We start from the raw sequence: 14,799 nt of genomic DNA, 5'->3' as shown, positions 1-14,799 counted from the left end.
CTCGCTCTCCATCCGGTGGTGCATGGGTCCTGCGGCGCGCTTCGTCGCGGGCCGCTCTCGGATCGGGCACTGTCGACGCTACGAAATGTGCGGAGTGCGGACAATTGGGCAAAGCTCGTACGTGCTTCCGCGTACCCCGGCGCGCCGTCCACGCCCGGCACGCACGACGGCGGGTGCCCTCGCCCCGAGGGACGAGGACACCCGCCGTCGCGGGGTCAGCGGGTCAGCAGGCGCCGACCAGCTTCCACGGGCCCCACTGCTCGGCGCCCGGGACGTTGTTCAGCGTCCACCACTTCGCCTCGTAGATGTTCCCGTCGTGCGAGACCTTCGCCCCGCCGGTGTACGTCGCGGTCGAGGACCACGCCGGGTCGGTGCACTGGCCCGGCTCGCCGCCGCCCGGGTTCTCGCCCTCGCCGCCGCCGGGGTTCTCCCCGCCGGGGTTCGTGCCGTCCGCCGTGACCGTGAGGTCGACGCAGTTGTAGAACGCGTTCACCGTGTCCGCGACGCTCCAGCGCGCGAGGATCGTGTGGTTGCCGAGGGGCAGGCCCTTGAGGGTGTGCGAGATGTCCTTGGGGGGCTGCACGCCGCCGCCGTCGAACGACGCGAAGAGCTGGCCGTCGACGAAGTACTCCCACACGCTCGTCGCGTGGTTCGCGGTGAGCTTCCACTGGAAGGTCACCTCCTGGCCGGTGGTCGTGCGGGGCCAGGGCTTCGACGCGTCGTCGAGGATCGTGTAGCCGCTGCCGCCGGAGCACTGCATCGAGCCCTTGACGGCCTCGACGGACTGCGGCTCGTACTTGAGCCCGCCGCAGTCGAAGGACGTGGCGCCGGTGGCGCACTGGTCCTGCCGGCTCGGGGGGGACGTGATCCAGCCGTGCGCCGAGGCGCTGGGGGCGATCGCGATCGGGGCGATGATCGCGGTCGCGCCCACGACGGCGGCGAGGAGCGCCGCGCGAAGTCGCTTCATGGGGGACTCGCTTCCTGTGTCGGGGAGGGCCGACGCCGTGCGGAGCCCGCACCGTCGGCCGTGACGGGGTGGACCGTAGGCAGCCCGGACGCGTCCGCTCAACGACTACGCACGACCGGGATCGGGTACGGGAAGTCCCGTACCCGGCGGGCCCGGTTCGCCGGGATCGTGCGCCTGCGCGGTCGTGCCCGCGGGGGCGGAGAGCCCGTCCCGAGCCCCTCGGCGGGTGAAAAACATGTGGGGACCACGTAGCCCGGCCGTCTCCGCAGGGACCGGTCCTCGGCGTCCGGGCGGCGGACCTCGGAGAAACGTCGTGCGTCCGCCGGTCAGGGATGCGCCCGCGGCCGGGAGATGCGCACAGAGGTGCGTCTCCCGGCCGCGAGTGTGCAGCGCTCGGTGAGAGGTGTCAGGTCAGCAGGCGCCGAGGTCCTTCCAGACGCCCCACTGGCCGCTCTGGGCGGGGTTCTCGCCCGTCGTCCACCACTTGGCCTGGTAGGTGCGGCCGTCGTGCGACACCGTGGCGCCGCCGAGGTAGACGGAGCCGGCGGCCCACGCCGGGGCGGTGCACTCCCCGGGCCCGGGGTCGGTGGGCTCCGGGTCGGTCGGCTCGGGGTCCGGATCGTTGCCGCCGGTGCCGTTGACGTTCACGTCGACGCAGTTGTAGAACGCGTTGTTCGTGTCGGCGATGTTCCACCGCGCGAGGATCGTGTGGTTGCCCGACGGCAGGCCGGTGAGCGTGTGCGAGACGTCGTACGCCGGGCGCTTGCCGCCGTCGTTGAACGTCTTGAAGAGCACGCCGTCGACGAAGTACTCCCACGTGCTCGTGGCGTGCGCGACCTCGAGCTCCCACTGGAACGTCACGGTGCTGCCCACGGTCGTCCGCTTCCAGGGCTTGCTGCTGTCGTCGAGGATGGCGAACCGGCTGCCGCCGGAGCACTGCATCGAGCCCTTGACGGCCTCGACGCTCTGCGGCTCGTACTTGATCTCGCCGCAGTCGAACGAGAGCGTGCCGCTGCTGGCGCACTGCTCCTGGCGGCTCGCGGGCGAGGTGATCCAGCCGTGCGCCGAGGCGCTCGGGGCGACCACGACCGGGGCGACGATCGCGGCCGCGCCCACGACGGCGGCGACGAGGGTCGCGCGGAGTCGTCTCATGAGGGTCTCGCTTCCTTGGTCGGGGTGCCGACGGCGGCGCGAAGCCCGGTTCGTCGGCCTTGACCCGACGGACGCTAGGCACGCCCGCTTCCCCGGGCAACGGTTCCGCGAGGATTACGGGAGGTAGGTGATTGCCCCTAAGCACGCCGCCGGGTTGTACGACGGCGCAGGTCAGGACGCACCTGGCGGGTCGAGGAACGCACACGGGAGAGGGGCTGCGGGGCCCGAGGTGTGCGGGGACCCCGTAGCGGGTGGCATCGAGCGGCCACGCATTGGGAAGGGGTGCTTGCATTATCCGAGCAGTGCCCCCTAGCGTCAGGTGGTCGGCGCGTGTGCGCTGGTCGGCAGGGGGTTGACGCAGGTGTCTGGCCTCCGCCGTGTCTTCAGTGAGGGGGCTGAGATGAAGAGAGTTCTCACAGGACTTGTCACGGGCGCACTGGGTGCCGGACTGGTTCTCGGCGGTGCAGGGACGGCTTCCGCCGCGCTGATCGCGGACTACACGGACTGCCCTGCCGACCGTCAGGTCGTCACGCGAGGGAACGCACTCGGCTGGGTCTGGGTGAACGCCAACGACAGGATCGACATCACGTCGGGATCGTCGAAGACTCGGGTCTACGGGATCGTGCGTGCGGGAGTTCGCTTCACGGGCTGGTCCGTGTCGAGCGGCGTCGACGACGACGAGTGGCCCCGGGGGTCGGGTGACTGCAGTGTCCGCTGACCGTCGGGCAGTCGCGCGGGAGGGCGCAGGTCGCGGGTGCCGAGCGCGCAGCGTGCGACGTGCCGTCGTGCTCGTCGCGCTCCTCGGGGGTGCCACGGCGTGCACCGCGGAGCTCCCTGCTCCGGCACCCACGGCGTCCTACGCGCAGCCGGGGTGGATGCTCGAGACCCTGCAGGCCCACGAGCGGCTCGATCGTGCCGTCGCCGCGTGCATGGGAGAACGTGGGCTGCCGTACGCGCAGGCCGAGGTCGACGGGAGCGCGAGCTACTCGGCGGACGGCGTGCCGCCCGCGCAGGTCGAGCGGCTCCAGGCCGCGGCCTACGAGTGCTGGGAGGAGTCCGAGCCGCTCGCCGGCTTCGTCGACTATCCGACGGGGACGGTCTACGACCAGTCCGTCGAGACGTGGGAGTGCCTCGCGGCGCAGGGGTACGACCTGCCGGATCCGCCGTCGAAGGCGTCGTGGGTCGAGGGGTTCGACGCCGGCGAGGAGGTCTGGGCGCCCTACATGGACCTCTACGAGCAGGATCCCGAGATCGAGGAGTCGGAGTGGTTCCGGCTCAAGGGGATCTGTGTCGAGTCCGGAATCGTCTTCTCTCCTGATCTCAGCGACCCACCGGCGGGGCTCGGGTCGTGATCTCGGCACCGGAGCGAGACGCTAGGAGTCGAGCCCGACGCGGCAGGACGGCTCCGTGAGAGCGGCACGTCGGTCGTGGCGCACCACGACGGGCTGGGTCCTCGCGGTGCTGGTGGCGCTCGGCGCCGGAGCGTGGGCGGGGCGAGCGACGCTCGCCCCGCCCACGGTCGAGACCGCCTCGGTGGAGGCGCTCACCTACACCGTGGCGGAGGAGACCGTCGGGCACTCAGTGAGCGTGCCCGTCACGGTGACCTGGCCGACGGCGGACCTCGTTGCCGGGGCGAGTACCGGCACGGTCACGACGGTCGACGTGGAGCCGGGCGCGACGGTCGCGGCCGGGGACCGGCTCCTCACGGTCGGGCTGCGCCCCGTCGTCGTCCTCGCGGGCAGTGTGCCCGCCTTCCGCGACCTCGGCGCGGGTACCGAGGGGCAGGACGTCGCCCAGCTCCAGGCGTACCTCCGCGAGGCCGGGTACCTGACGGCGCGTCGCGGCGACGGCGTCTTCGGGCCCGCGACCGAGCGCGCGGTGCGCGCGTGGCAGAAGGATGCCGGGTTCCCGGTCGACGGTGTCGTGCGCACGGGCGACGTCTACTTCGTCACCGACCTCCCGGCCAGGATCGTGCTCGATCCGGGTGTGGTCGTCGGCGCGGTGCTCGCGCCGGGCGAGCGCCTGGTGTCGACGATCACCGGGGACCCGGTCTTCGAGATGGTGCTGAGCGTCGAGCAGGCGTCGCTCGTCCCCACGAGCGGTCCTGCGCGCGTGCGGAGCGGCGAGTCGACCTGGGACGCCACGATCTCGTCCGCGACGAGCACGAGCGACGGGTCGCTGCGGCTGCTGCTCACGGCGCCCGACGGAGGCCCGGTGTGCGGGTCGGACTGCGCCGCGCTCGACGTCGTGCGGGCCGTCGAGGGCGGGACCGCCGGCGGCGGACCTGCGCCATCCGCTGACGTGGTCGCGTCCGTCGTCCTCGACGGAGAGATCGTCGTCGTCGAGGAGGCGACCGGGCCTACGGTGCCCGCCGCGGCGCTGCGCACGCGGGCGGACGGCTCCGTGCAGGTCGTCGTGGAGGACGGCACCGCCGACGGGCGCGAGGCCGCGGTGACGATCGTGTCGAGCGGTTCGGGCCGTTCGGTGGTGGAGGGCGTCGAGGTCGGCGACGTCGTCCGACTCTTCGAGGCGGACACGGGGTGACCGTCCTGGCGACGGACGGTCTGACGTTCGCGTACCGCCACGGCACGCCGCCCGTCATCGACGACCTGACGACCGCCTTCGCGCCCGGTGCCGTGACTGCCGTGACGGGGCCGTCCGGGTCGGGCAAGTCGACGCTGCTGTACGTGCTCGCCCTGATGCTGCGTGCCGAGAGCGGCGAGGTGCTGTGGGACGGCGAGCCGGCGTCGGGCCTGGCAGACGCGGAGGCGGCACGACTGCGCGCTGCCCACGTCGGTTTCGTGTTCCAGGACGCGATGCTCGACCCGGCGCGTTCGATCCTGGACAACGTGTGCGAGTCGGCGCTCTTCGCCGGGATGGGGACTCGTGCCGCACGGTCGCGGGCCGAGGAGCTCCTGGCGAGGTTCGGCGTCGGACACCGGGCGACCCACCGACCCGGCGAGATCTCCGGAGGCCAGGCGCAGCGCGTCGCTCTGTGCCGCGCGCTGCTCACGTCGCCGCGCGTCCTCTTCGGCGACGAGCCGACCGGGAACCTCGATCACGCGTCGGCGCGTGTCGTGTGGGAGGCGCTCGTCGAGCACGCGCGCGACGGCGCGACCGTGGTGGTCGCGACGCACGACGAGGAGCTCGCGGCCGAGGCGGACCACCGGCTGGTGCTCTCGTGAGCACGTCCCGCGCGCCCGGCAGCCCACGTCCGACGGCGCTCGTCCGCGACGGCGTCCGGTCCGCGTTGGCGCAACCGGTCGCGACCCTCACGACGGCGGTCGTCGTCGCCGTCGTCTGCCTCGTCGTGCTCGCGACGACCGGGCAGTCTGCGGCGGGGGAGCGCGCCGTCATGGCGACGATCGACTCGACCGGTACGCGACTGGTCACGGCGGCGGACGCCAAGGGCGACGCCGGCGTCGCCGCGGACGGCGTCGCGGCCCTGGCACGGATCGACGGCGTCACATGGGCCTTCGGGACCGGTTCGGCGACGGACGTGCGCAACGCGAACGCCACGGCGCGTGACGTCGTCCCGCTGCGGGCTCTGTACGGGTCTCTTCCCGCCGACGTCGGTACGGTCTCCGGGCGCGCGCCGGCGGAGGGCGAGGCCGTCGTCGGCGTGGACGCGGCGAGAGCGCTGGGGCTCGTGGACGGGGTCGGCGTCCTCACCGACGGCGTGCGGTCGTGGGAGGTCGTCGGGGTGGTCGACGCGGCGGGTCCGCTCGCGTCGCTGCGCGAGACGGCGCTCGTCGCCACCGACCCGGCGGGTCACGAGGTGCGCTACGTCTACGCGATGGCGCGCGACGTCGCGACCGTCCCCGCGCTGGCGCGGCTGCTCCCCGACGTGCTGCCCGCACGGTCGCCCGGTGGCGTCGTGGTCGAGGAACCCACGGGTGCGATCGCGCTGCGGGACGTCGTCGCCGGTCAGCTCGGCGCGGCGTCGCGACGGCTCATGACGACGGTCCTCGCCGTCGGCCTCGTGATCGTGTGCGCGACGGTGTTCGGTGCGGTCTCGGCCCGGCGACGGGACTTCGGACGACGACGTGCGCTCGGCGCGACGCGCAGCGCGATCGTGGTCCTCGTGCTCGTCCAGACGGCGGTCGCGGCGTCCCTGGGAGTGGCCTTCGGCGCGGCGGCAGGCGCGGCGACGGTGGTCGTGCTCGCGGGCGAGCTCCCGTCAGCGTCGTTCCTGGTCGGCGTCGCGGTGCTCGCCCTGGCCGTCTGCGTCGTCGGCGCGGTCCCTCCCGCGGTCGTCGCCGCTCGACGGGACCCGGTGCGGATCCTCCGGGTTCCCTGAGCGCGGCGGGCCGGCCGATGCGCGGGCGTCAGGCGGCCGCGTCCTCCTCGCGGAGCCGCGGCTCGGTGCGCAGCGCCGGGCGGAGGCCGGACTTGTCGGCGTAGAACGCGCGCACGACGTCCATGTCGGCGCGCACGTCGCCCGTGAGCTCGATGGTCGGGCCGAGGCCGGTCGTCATGGTGGTGCGGTCGACGTACCCGAGGGTCACCGGCAGGTGCGCCTCGCGCGCGATCCGGTAGAAGCCCGACTTCCAGTACGACCCCGCGCCGCGCGTGCCCTCGGGCGTCACGACGAGCGAGAACACCTCGCCGGCGCGGAGGCGCGCGACGACGTCGGCCACGACCCGGCTCGGATCGCGCCGGTCGACGGGGATGCCGCCGAGCGCGCGCATGAGCGGGCCGGCCGGGCCCGCGAACAGCGTGTGCTTGCCGAGCCAGCGCACGTGGATGCCCGTGCTCCAGGCGATGGCGAGCATGAGGACGAAGTCCCAGTTCGACGTGTGCGGGGCGCCGACGAGGAGCGTCGGGCGGCGGGTGTCGTACGGCTCGGAGCGCAGGGACCACCGGCTGGTCGCCCAGTAGGCGCGGGCGAGGGCTCGGCGGATCACCACGCCACGGTACAGGCCGTCCACAGGGAGACCGGTTGCCGTCGACAACCTCCGGGACCTTGGTTAGTCTCCGGGCGGGTAGGGAACTTCCCGCTCTACCCGCACGGCCCCGGACATGTCTGATCGACCCACCCACTGCTCGACGGAGACCAGATGGACACCACTCCCGCCGGTACGCCCGCCCTCCTGCGCACCCTCAACGCACGCGCCGTGCTCGACGTGCTCGGCACGGGCGCGCGGGTCGCGCGGCCCGACGTCGTCTCGGCGACCGGTCTGTCCAAGACGACCGTGGCGCAGACGCTGCGGGCGCTCGAGGCCACGGGCGTGGTCACGGAGGCCGGGCTCGACCGGGACCGGCGGGGGCCCGCCGCGACGCTGTACCGCGTCGACCCGGACTACGCGTTCGGGCTGGGCATCGACGTCGCGCGCGACCGGGTGCGGGTCGCGCTCGTCGACGTCACGGGTGCGATCCGGGCCCGTGCGGAGCGCCGGGACGTCAAGCCGACGACGACGGCGCGCGCCCGTGCGGCCGCGGAGCTCGCCCGCGCGTGCGTGAGCGACGCCCAGGCGCGGCTCGCGGAGGGGCCGACGATCGAGGTGACGCGCGCGGTCGCGGCCGTCCCGCTGATCGTCGGGTCGGACCTGCGGACGATCCGCCGCGTCCCCGGCTACGAGAAGGGCGGGACCGAGCTCGTCGACGCGCTCGAGGACGCCCTCGGGTGCCCGGTGACCCTCGAGAACGACCTCAACCTCGCGGCGCTCGCCGAGCAGCGCGACGGCGCCGCGGCCGGGGCGCGCTCGTTCGTCGTGCTCGGGCTGGGCGACGGCTTCGGGGCCGGGCTGGTGCTCGACGGGAAGCTCCACCGCGGGTTCGCGGGCGGTGCCGGCGAGGTCTCGTTCCTGCCGCACCCCGCCCGAGCGCTGGGCTCCGAGGCGCTGGGGGCGTCGTCCCTCGCGTCGCTCGCGAAGGAGCACGGCCTGCCCGACGACGTGACCGTCAAGGACGTCGTGGACCGGGCCGAGCACGGCGACGGCGCCTCGAACGACGTGCTCGACGAGGTCGCCGAGCGGATCGGGGTCGTCGCCGCGTCGGTGGCGCTCGTGGTGGAGCCGGAGCTCTTCGTCCTCACCAACCAGGCGGCGCGCGCGCCGATCGCGGACCGCGTGACGCGCTTCCTCGCGGAGAAGATCGCCGTCCTCCCCGTCCGGGTCGTCTCGTCGGACCTCACGTGCGACGCCGTCGTGGTGGGGGCCGCCCGCTCGGCCAGCGACGCGCTGCGCGACGAGGTGTTCCGCTCCGCCGCCGCCCACCCCGCGCCGGGCGAGGGCGACATCGCCGACGAGCGCGAGGAGGCGGCGTCGTGACCGCGGCAGCACCGGGCGGCGGAGCGCCGCCGTCGGACCTGGTCTCCCGGCTGGGCCTCGCCGCCGACGCGCGCGCGATCATCCTCAACGCCGACGACTACGGCATGTGCCGCGCCGCCAACCGCGCGGTCTCCGAGCTCCTCCTCGCGGGGCACGTCGACTCCGCGACGGTCATGGTCCCGTGCGGGTGGGCGCCGGACGCGCTCGCGTTCGCGGCCGCGCACCCCGTCGACGTGGGCGTGCACCTCGTGCTGACCAGCGAGTGGACGCGGTACCGGTGGCGCCCGCTCACCGGCACGGGCACGTCCCTGGTCGACGACGCGGGCTACTTCCCGCGCGACGTGCTGACCGTCGAGCGCCAGGCGCGCGTCGAGGACGTCGTCGCCGAGCTCACGGCCCAGCTCGACGCGGCGCTCGCGGCCGGGGTCGACGTCTCGCACCTCGACAACCACATGGGCTCCGTCTACGGGCTCGAGACGGGGCGCTCGTTCCTGCCGCAGGTCTTCGAGCTCGCCGCCCGGCACCGGCTGCCGTTCCGTCTGCCCCGCACGACCGACGGGATGGTGCTGCCCCCGGGCGACTTCCAGCCGCTGCTCGACGAGGCGACGGCCGCCGCGGACGCGCTCGGCGTCGTCCTGGTCGACCGGCTCTGGACCCACCCGTTCGAGCTCGACGGCGCCGGGACGGTCGAGGAGGAGGACTACGAGGACGTCCGGGCCGACTTCCTCGACCTGCTGCGCCGCGTCCCGTCCGGCGTGACCGAGATCTTCCTCCACCCCATGCTCGACGACGACGAGCTCGGCGACGTCGCCGACTACGGCGTCGCGAAGCGCGGCTTCGAGCACCGGCTCCTCGCGGACCCGGCCGTCGCGGCCGTGATCGCCGAGGAGGGCATCGTCCGCGTCGGCTGGCGGGACCTGCGCGCGGTGCAGCGGGGCGAGCGGTGAGCGCCCCGCAGCCGGCGCCGTCGGGCAGCGTGCCGACGGCGGGCGGAGGGCTGCTCGCCCGGACGCGGGACCGCCGGCTCGTCGGCGCGCCCTCGCGCGCACGGACGATCGCCTACGGAGCGTCCGCGTTCCCCTCGAACCTGCTCATGCAGACGTTCTCCGCGTTCGTCGTCTACTTCTACGTCGACCACCTCGGCGTGCGCGCGGGCTGGGTCGCGGGCGCGATGGTCGCGCACGGCATCCTCAACGCCCTGCTCAACCCGCTCGTCGGCGCCGCCTCCGACCGGCGTCGCACGCGGTGGGGCCGCCGCGTCCCCTGGATCGTGCTCGGGATCGTGCCGCTCGTCGTCGCGTTCGCGCTCGTGTGGATGCCGCCCGCCGTCGGCCCCGTCGGCCTCGTCGTGTGGTTCCTCGTCGTCGTGGCCCTGTTCGACGTCGCGTACGTCGTCGTCGCGCTCAACATCTCGGCGCTGTTCCCCGAGATCTTCCGCACGACGGCGGAGCGCGCCCGCGGGAACACCCCGCGCCAGATCTTCGGCCTCGTCGGGATGATCCTGGGCACCGCCGGCGCGCCCCTGCTGTACGGCACGCTCGGGTGGACCTGGATGGCGCTGCTGCTCGCGGTCGTGAGCCTCGCGTTCTTCGTGTGGTCCCTCGCCGGCATGGTCGAGCGCCCGGTCGACGTCGCGACCGTGCGCGAGCGCGAGGCCGCCGTCGGGCTGGGGGACCAGCTCCGGTACACGTTCGCCAACCGGGCGTTCGTCACCTACGTGCTCGGGTCGCTCCTGCTCCAGAGCACGACCGCGATCGTGCTCGCCGCGATCCCGTTCTACGTGCGGTACACGCTGGGCGGCGCCGAGGCCGACGCGACGCTGCTGCTCGCCCCGATCTTCGTCGCCGCGATCCCGTCGATCGTCGGGTGGTCGTGGGTCGTGCGGCGCATCGGCCCGCGCTCGGCCATGCTGTGGGTCGTCGCCGTGTACGGCCTCGCGACGTGCCTCTACCTGATCCCGTCCACCGTCCTCGGCGCCGCGCTCGCCGGCCTCGCCGTGGGCGTCGGCGTCGCGGGCCTCATGCAGGTGCTCGAGGTGGCGCTGGCGCAGGTCATCGACGACGACGAGCGCCGCACCGGCCTGCGCCGCGAGGGCATGTACTTCGGCGCCAACGGGTTCGTCGTGCGCGGGTCCGTCATCGTCCAGGCCGTGCTCGTCGCCGGAGTGCTCTCGGCCAGCGGGTACGTCGAGGGCGCGGGCGACGTCGTGCAGCCGGACAGCGTCGCGACGGGCGTGCGCCTCCTCCTCGGCGGCGTGCCCGTGGTCCTCGCCGCGCTCGCGTTCGTGTGCTTCTGGTTCTACCCCCTCCGCGGCCACGACTCCGACGACACCGACGCCGCCCTCACCGAGGCCGACGCCTCGCCCACCGCGGCCGACCCGCTCCCGAGGTAGAACCCCGCCCGCGCGAGGTAGAGCCGTGGTTGCACGCGGTGCAACCCGGGTCGCGCGACCAGGGTTCTACCTCGGTCGAGCGGGGGTCTGCTTCGGCGGAGTGGTGTTGCCGAGGGTGTGCTCGGCGACGGTGCAGGGGTCGGTGGTGGCGTCGACGTCGCGCAGGTCGCACGCGACGCGGCGCATGAGTGTGCGGAAGGCGCTGCGCTCGTCGGGGGAGAGCATGTCGAGGAGGTGCTCCTCGGCGTCGTGCACGGCGGAGGCCCACCCGGCGAGCCGACGGCGGCCTTCGGGCGTCGCGACGACGCGGCGCGCGCGGCGGTCGGCGGGGTTCTGCTGCCGCTCGACGAGGCCTGCGGCGACGAGGTCGTCGACGAGGTAGGTCATGACGGTCCGGTCGATGCCGTGGTGCTCGGCGAGCGCGAGCTGGGTGGGGTGGTCGCCCTGTGCGACGGTGACGAGGACCTGGTAGCCACGCGTGCCGTGGGGGACGTCGTCGAGGGCCTGCTCGACCGTCGCGCGGTAGGCACGCAGGAGCACGCCGAGGTGCCAGCCGAGGTCCTCGAGGCGCCCGGGGAGCTCGGCCGGGCCGGTGGGTGCGGCGGTCGTCGTGGTCGTGCTCATCCGCCCAGCCTACCGCCGGGAATGCGGTTGCACCACCTATCTGTTACAGATATGTTCTGCTCAACAACGCATTCCGAGATCGCGAGGAGCTATGCCCGACTACGGCCACGACCTGCGCTTCGGGTCCTTCGTCACGCCCACCGCCGCGGCGCCGCACCAGGCCGTCGCGCTGGCTCAGCTCTCCGAGGAGGTGGGGCTGGACCTCGTCACGTTCCAGGACCACCCGTACCAGGCGGCGTTCCTCGACACGTGGACGCTGATGTCCTGGGTCGCCGCGCGCACCGAGCGCGTCCGGATCGCGGGCAACGTGCTCAACCTGCCGCTGCGCCCGCCGGCCGTGCTCGCGCGGGCCGTGGCGAGCCTCGACCGGCTCTCGGGCGGGCGCGTCGAGCTGGGGCTCGGCGCGGGCGGGTTCTGGGACCCGATCGTCGCCATGGGCGGCGAGCGCCTGACACCGGGGGAGTCGGTCGACGCGCTCTCCGAGGGCATCGACGTCGTCCGCGGGCTGTGGGACACGTCGACCCGAGACCGCCTCGTCGCAGGCGGGACGCACCACCGCGTCGACGGGCCCAAGCGTGGGCCCGCACCCGCGCACGACGTGGAGATCTGGGTCGGCGCGCTCAAGCCCCGCATGCTGCGCCTCGTCGGGGCGAAGGCCGACGGCTGGCTCCCGTCGCTCGCGTACCTGCAGAGCTTCGAGGCGCTGGCGCAGGGCAACGCGACGATCGACGCCGCCGCCGAGGCCGCGGGTCGTGATCCGCGCGCCGTGCGTCGGCTGCTCAACGTCGGCGGCCGGTTCACCGCCGACGGCGGTGCGGGCTTCCTCCAGGGCTCGCCGCGCCAGTGGGCCGAGCAGGTCGCGGAGGTGACGCTCGAGCACGGCGTGTCCACGTGGATCGTCGCGGGCGACGACCCGACGACGCTCGCCGTCGTCGGTCAGGAGGTCGCCCCCGCGGCGCGCGAGCTGGTCGCGGCCGCGCGGGGCGCCGGCGGCCCGGCCTCGGGCGCCACGACCGACGGCGAGGTCCGCGCATGACCGACTACGGCCACCCGCTCCGGCTCGGCACGTTCGTCACGCCCTCGGCGCAGGACCCGGACGCGACGGTCGGGCTCGCGCGTCTCGCCGAGGACCTCGGCTACGACCTCGTGACGTTCCAGGACCACCCCTACCAGCCGCGCTTCCTCGACACGTGGACGCTGCTGTCGTACGTCGCGTCCACGACGGAGCGCATCCACGTCGCGCCCGACGTCGTCAACGTCCCGATGCGCCAGCCCGGGGTGCTCGCGCGCGCGGCGGCGAGCCTCGACCTGCTGTCCGACGGGCGCGTCGACCTCGCCCTGGGTGCCGGCGCGTTCTGGGACGCCATGGTCTCGATGGGCGTCGAGCGGCTCACCCCGGGCGAGTCGGTCGACGCGCTCGCCGAGGCGATCGAGGTGATCCGCGCGATCTGGGGCGAGGACGGTGCCGGCGATCTGTTCGTCCCCGGGCGCCACCACCGGCTCGACGGCGCGACCCCCGGCCCGGGCACCACGCGCCGCATCCCCGTGTGGCTGGGCGCGCTCGGCCCCCGCATGCTGCGCCTCGTCGGCGAGAAGGCCGACGGCTGGCTCCCGTCGCTGGGTCGCATCGGCCTGGACGGGCTGCGCGCGGGCAACGCGCGCATCGACGAGGCCGCGACCGCCGTCGGGCGCGACCCGCGCGAGGTCACGCGCCTGCTCAACGTGTCCGGGACCTTCGGGGCGGACGACGGCGGTGGCGGCCTGGGCGGCGCGCCCGACCTCGCCGGACCGCCCGAGGCCTGGGTGGAGCGGCTCGTGCCGCTCGTCCTGGAGGAGGGCGTCTCGACGCTGATCCTCGCGACCGACGACGAAAGCACGACCCGCCGGTTCGCCGAGGAGGTCGCGCCCGCGCTGCGCGACGCGGTCGCCGCCGGGCGTGCCGCGCGCGGGACCGACACGTCGCGCGTCGTGCCGCTCGCCGTCCGCACGGCGCGCCGTCCGGGCATCGCGTACGACGACGTCCCCGCCCCGCTCGCGGAGCGCGCGGTCGAGCCCGGGGACGCGGCGTACGCGGGCGTGCGCTCGAACTACCTGCGCGGCGGCTCACCCGGGCTCGTGCTCCGCCCGCGCGACACCGCCGAGGTGGTCGAGGCGCTCGCCTTCGCACGCGCCCAGCCGGTGACGCGCACCGTGCCGCTGTCCGTCCGCTCCGGCGGCCACGGCATCAGCGGGCGCTCGACGAACGACGGCGGGATCGTCCTCGACCTGGGCGCGCTCGACGCCGTCGAGGTGCTCGACGACGCCGCGCGCCTCGTGCGCGTCGGGCCCGGCGCACGCTGGGGCGAGGTCGCGGCGGCGCTCGCGCCGCGGGGCTGGGCGATCACGTCCGGCGACTACGGCGGCGTCGGTGTGGGCGGGCTCGCGACCGCGGGCGGCATCGGCTTCCTCGGCCGCGCCCACGGTCTGACGATCGACCACGTGCGCGCCGTCGAGGTCGTGCTCGCCGACGGGTCGGTGGTGCGGGCGAGCGCGGAGGAGAACCCGGACCTGTTCTGGGCCGTGCGCGGCGCGGGGTCGCAGGTCGGGATCGTGACGTCGTTCGAGCTCGTCGCGGACGAGGTGTCCGCGGTGGGGTTCGCGCAGATGGTGCACGACGCCTCCGACCTCGCCGGGTTCCTCGAGCGCTGGGGTGCGACGGTCGAGGCGTCGCCGCGCGACACGACGAGCTTCCTGATCGTCGGGCGCCCGCGGCCGGGGCAGCCGGTCGTCGCACAGTCCATGACCATGGTCGACTCCGACGACCCCGACACCGTCCTCGCCCGGCTGCAGCCGTTCGCGGCGATCTCCCCGCTGCTCGCGCAGGCGACGGCGCAGATCGTGCCGTACGACGCCGTCGTCTCCGCGCCCGCGCCCGGCCCGCACGGCGGTCAGGGCGAGCCGGTGTCGCGCTCCGGCCTGCTGGAGCACCTCACGCCCGAGGCGGCGGCCCGGCTCGCGGGCCTCGTCGCGAGCGGCGACACGTACTTCTTCCAGATCCGCTCGACCGGCGGCGCGGCGTCGGACGTCCCGGTGGACGCGACGGCGTACGCGCACCGGTCCGCGAACTTCTCGGTCGTGGCGATGGGAGCGAGCCGCTCCCGGCTCGACGCGCGCTGGGACGCGCTGGCGGACGTGTTCGAGGGCATGTACCTGAGCTTCGACACCGACAGCCGCCCCGAGCGGGTGACGGACGCGTTCCCGCCCGCGACCTTGGAGCGACTGCGCGAGGTCAAGCGCCGCGTCGACCCGACGAACGTCTTCCGCGACAACCTCCCCGTCCTCGGACCGGACCCGCTCGAGCCAGCACCGGCACCCGCGAGGTAGAACACCCCGTCGCGAGGTAGAGGACGCAG

The 14,799-nt window shown here is 74.3% G+C and carries 13 protein-coding genes; 9 read left to right on the top strand and 4 right to left on the bottom strand.

Annotated elements, in window-relative coordinates; genetic code table 11:
• Positions 1–223: 223 nt before the first annotated feature.
• Entirely contained in the window at positions 224–967 is a 744-nt protein-coding gene (locus NHH00_RS20805) for a lytic polysaccharide monooxygenase (protein WP_290445540.1), read from the bottom strand.
• A 411-nt stretch (positions 968–1,378) separates the two neighbouring features.
• A complete protein-coding gene (locus NHH00_RS16310; RefSeq protein WP_253054166.1) occupies positions 1,379–2,119 on the bottom strand; it encodes a lytic polysaccharide monooxygenase in 741 nt (246 codons plus the stop codon).
• A gap of 770 nt (positions 2,120–2,889) precedes the next feature.
• On the opposite strand from NHH00_RS16310, the gene NHH00_RS16305 reads away from it, so the two are divergent.
• The 4 genes from NHH00_RS16305 to NHH00_RS16290 are packed head-to-tail and all read left to right on the top strand — an operon-like array spanning position 2,890 to position 6,419.
• A complete protein-coding gene (locus NHH00_RS16305; RefSeq protein ID WP_253054164.1) occupies positions 2,890–3,471 on the top strand; it encodes a hypothetical protein in 582 nt (193 codons plus the stop codon).
• A gap of 55 nt (positions 3,472–3,526) precedes the next feature.
• Positions 3,527–4,663, top strand: coding sequence for a peptidoglycan-binding domain-containing protein (locus NHH00_RS16300; RefSeq protein ID WP_253054162.1), 1,137 nt, complete (start codon positions 3,527–3,529; stop codon positions 4,661–4,663).
• Complete coding sequence (locus NHH00_RS16295; RefSeq protein ID WP_253054160.1) at positions 4,660–5,304, top strand: ABC transporter ATP-binding protein; 645 nt, start codon at positions 4,660–4,662, stop codon at positions 5,302–5,304. The genes NHH00_RS16300 and NHH00_RS16295 overlap by 4 nt, the downstream gene beginning before the upstream one ends.
• On the top strand, positions 5,301–6,419 hold the full coding sequence (locus NHH00_RS16290; protein WP_253054158.1) for an FtsX-like permease family protein: 1,119 nt from the start codon (positions 5,301–5,303) through the stop codon (positions 6,417–6,419). Before NHH00_RS16295 ends, NHH00_RS16290 begins: the two co-directional genes overlap by 4 nt.
• 28 nt (positions 6,420–6,447) lie before the next feature.
• On the opposite strand, the gene NHH00_RS16285 is transcribed toward NHH00_RS16290, so the two are convergent.
• A complete protein-coding gene (locus tag NHH00_RS16285) occupies positions 6,448–7,029 on the bottom strand; it encodes a 1-acyl-sn-glycerol-3-phosphate acyltransferase (RefSeq protein WP_253054156.1) in 582 nt (193 codons plus the stop codon).
• Positions 7,030–7,179: 150 nt separating this feature from the next.
• Between NHH00_RS16285 and NHH00_RS16280 the strand changes: the two genes are divergently transcribed.
• Genes NHH00_RS16280 through NHH00_RS16270 form a run of 3 tightly spaced genes read left to right on the top strand, consistent with a single transcriptional unit; the run spans position 7,180 to position 10,783 of the window.
• Positions 7,180–8,391, top strand: coding sequence for an ROK family transcriptional regulator (locus NHH00_RS16280; RefSeq protein WP_253054154.1), 1,212 nt, complete (start codon positions 7,180–7,182; stop codon positions 8,389–8,391).
• Positions 8,388–9,338: a polysaccharide deacetylase family protein gene (locus tag NHH00_RS16275; RefSeq protein ID WP_253054152.1), complete on the top strand. Its 951-nt coding sequence runs from the start codon at positions 8,388–8,390 to the stop codon at positions 9,336–9,338. Before NHH00_RS16280 ends, NHH00_RS16275 begins: the two co-directional genes overlap by 4 nt.
• Positions 9,335–10,783, top strand: coding sequence for an MFS transporter (locus tag NHH00_RS16270; protein WP_253054150.1), 1,449 nt, complete (start codon positions 9,335–9,337; stop codon positions 10,781–10,783). Before NHH00_RS16275 ends, NHH00_RS16270 begins: the two co-directional genes overlap by 4 nt.
• Positions 10,784–10,849: 66 nt before the next feature.
• Here NHH00_RS16270 and NHH00_RS16265 read toward each other — a convergent pair whose 3' ends face one another.
• The gene (locus NHH00_RS16265; RefSeq protein WP_253054148.1) at positions 10,850–11,407 is read right to left on the bottom strand and encodes a MarR family winged helix-turn-helix transcriptional regulator; all 558 of its coding nucleotides are present in this window, start codon (positions 11,405–11,407) and stop codon (positions 10,850–10,852) included.
• 91 nt (positions 11,408–11,498) lie between these two features.
• Between NHH00_RS16265 and NHH00_RS16260 the strand changes: the two genes are divergently transcribed.
• On the top strand, positions 11,499–12,443 hold the full coding sequence (locus NHH00_RS16260) for an LLM class flavin-dependent oxidoreductase (RefSeq protein WP_253054146.1): 945 nt from the start codon (positions 11,499–11,501) through the stop codon (positions 12,441–12,443).
• Entirely contained in the window at positions 12,440–14,770 is a 2,331-nt protein-coding gene (locus NHH00_RS16255; protein WP_253054144.1) for an LLM class flavin-dependent oxidoreductase, read from the top strand. The genes NHH00_RS16260 and NHH00_RS16255 overlap by 4 nt, the downstream gene beginning before the upstream one ends.
• Positions 14,771–14,799 lie beyond the last annotated feature (29 nt).

It is taken from the genome of Cellulosimicrobium cellulans (assembly GCF_024124905.1).
GTDB classification, from domain to species: Bacteria; Actinomycetota; Actinomycetes; order Actinomycetales; family Cellulomonadaceae; genus Cellulosimicrobium; species Cellulosimicrobium cellulans_G.
Note: the sequence above shows the minus strand (reverse complement) of the source record. Positions and strands in the feature narration are given on the sequence as shown.

Bases quoted from the DNA above. Each gene is read 5' to 3' on its own strand.
- NHH00_RS16255 (WP_253054144.1), top strand. From the start codon at position 12,440: ATGACCGACTACGGCCACCCGCTCCGGCTCGGCACGTTCGTCACGCCC.
- NHH00_RS16310 (WP_253054166.1), bottom strand. From the start codon at position 2,119: ATGAGACGACTCCGCGCGACCCTCGTCGCCGCCGTCGTGGGCGCGGCC.
- NHH00_RS16265 (WP_253054148.1), bottom strand. From the start codon at position 11,407: ATGAGCACGACCACGACGACCGCCGCACCCACCGGCCCGGCCGAGCTC.
- NHH00_RS16280 (WP_253054154.1), top strand. From the start codon at position 7,180: ATGGACACCACTCCCGCCGGTACGCCCGCCCTCCTGCGCACCCTCAAC.
- NHH00_RS16260 (WP_253054146.1), top strand. From the start codon at position 11,499: ATGCCCGACTACGGCCACGACCTGCGCTTCGGGTCCTTCGTCACGCCC.
- NHH00_RS20805 (WP_290445540.1), bottom strand. From the start codon at position 967: ATGAAGCGACTTCGCGCGGCGCTCCTCGCCGCCGTCGTGGGCGCGACC.